At 68.8% G+C, this 1,646-nt stretch carries 1 protein-coding gene; it reads left to right on the forward strand.

What is annotated here, in order from left to right; translation table 11 throughout:
• Positions 1 to 429 precede the first annotated feature (429 nt).
• Positions 430 to 1,646 (forward strand): IS30 family transposase (locus ACFWPJ_RS22080; RefSeq protein ID WP_378854158.1); only part of this gene is annotated, 1,217 nt, incomplete at its 3' end.

Consider the following 1,646-nt stretch of genomic DNA (forward strand, 5'->3'; position numbering starts at 1 on the left):
TGGGGGGGGGCGCGCAGAGGGCGCCCCCCAACCACCCACCCCCCGCGCCCCCCCACGACCGTGTCGTTTTCAGAGGACGTGGAACGCTTCGGCGACCAACTGACCCGGCTGGTCGATGCCGGAGTCGCGGTAAAGGAAGCAGCCGAGACGCTCGGGATCCAGCGCGCCCGCGCTTACGCGGTGCTGCGTGCGGTCGGCCGCAGCACCGGCCGATCCCGGTCCCGGCGACCGGCACCGGACCTGGCAGTGGTGGTGGCGGTGTTCGAGAAAACCGGCTCGATGAACCAGGCAGCGAAAGCGGTCGGTGTGTCCCATTCGGTCGCCCGCCGGATCCTGGTCACCGCCGGCCTGGTCGCCGTGCAGCGAGCCGTTCGAGGCAAACCCGAAGCCAGACAACGGTTCCTGGAGCTGATCGACGCGGGTTGGTCGGTGGCGCGAGCGGCGCGGGAGGTCGGGGTCCACTCCCGGACCGGCGAGGACTGGGGAAACGGCATCCGCCGCGGCAATGACAAGCGGATCCGCCCCGACGGCACAGTCGTCGATTACCGCACCGGCACCACCACCCGGTACCAACAGGCAGTGACCGCCACCGCCGAGCCCGCGCCCATCGATGCCCGCTACCTGTCTCTGACCGACCGGCTCGCCATCGCCGACGGACTAGCGGTGAACATGACACTCACCGCGATCGCAGCCGGGATCGGCAAGGACAAGTCGACGGTGTCGCGGGAGGTCCGCGCTCACCGAGTCGCGGGCCGCTATCTGCCGTATCGGGCTCATCGAGCGGCTGCCGCGGCACGCGCGCGGCCGAAACAGTCCAAACTGGTGACCAACCAGGCTTTGCGGGCCGAGGTCACCGAAGGGTTGCGGAAACGCTACTCACCCGAGCAGATCGCCGGTCGGCTCCGCAAGGACTTCCCCGACGACGAAAGCATGCGGGTGAGCCACGAAACGATCTACCAGGCCCTGTACTTCCAAGCCCGCGGTGGGCTGAAACGCGAACTGGTGCAAGCACTGCGGTCCGGCCGGACGCGCCGCAAACCGCAGCGGTCACCGGACCGGCGCAACCCGCGGTTCGTCGACGACATGGTCATGATCAGCGACCGGCCCGCCGAGATCGCAGACCGGGCGTTGCCCGGGCACTGGGAAGGCGACCTGATCATGGGCGCAGGCAACCAGTCGGCGATCGGCACCCTGGTCGAACGCCACACCCGCTACACGATGCTGGTCCACCTGCCCGGCGGTCACGACGCCGAAACCGTCCGCGACGCGTTGATCGCCACGGTCTCGACCCTGCCCACCCATCTGCGAGGGTCGCTGACCTGGGACCAGGGTGTCGAGATGGCCCGGCATAGGCAGTTCTCGATGGCCACTGACATGGCTGTCTACTTCTGTGACCCGCACTCGCCCTGGCAGCGTGGCTCCAACGAGAACACCAATGGTCTGCTCCGCCAGTATTTCCCGAAGGGCACCGATCTGTCGGTCCACAGTCCCGAAGACCTCGAGCACGTCGCCCAACAGCTCAACGGGCGTCCACGCAAAACGCTCGGCTGGGATACCCCCCCCCCCGCGCGGGGGGGGGTAAAGAACCGGTTTACACAGGGGTTGGGGGCGCCCCCCGGAACACCCCCCCAACACCCCGCCCGGGG

This window comes from Nocardia sp. NPDC058497, assembly GCF_042720195.1.
GTDB lineage: Bacteria > Actinomycetota > Actinomycetes > Mycobacteriales > Mycobacteriaceae > Nocardia.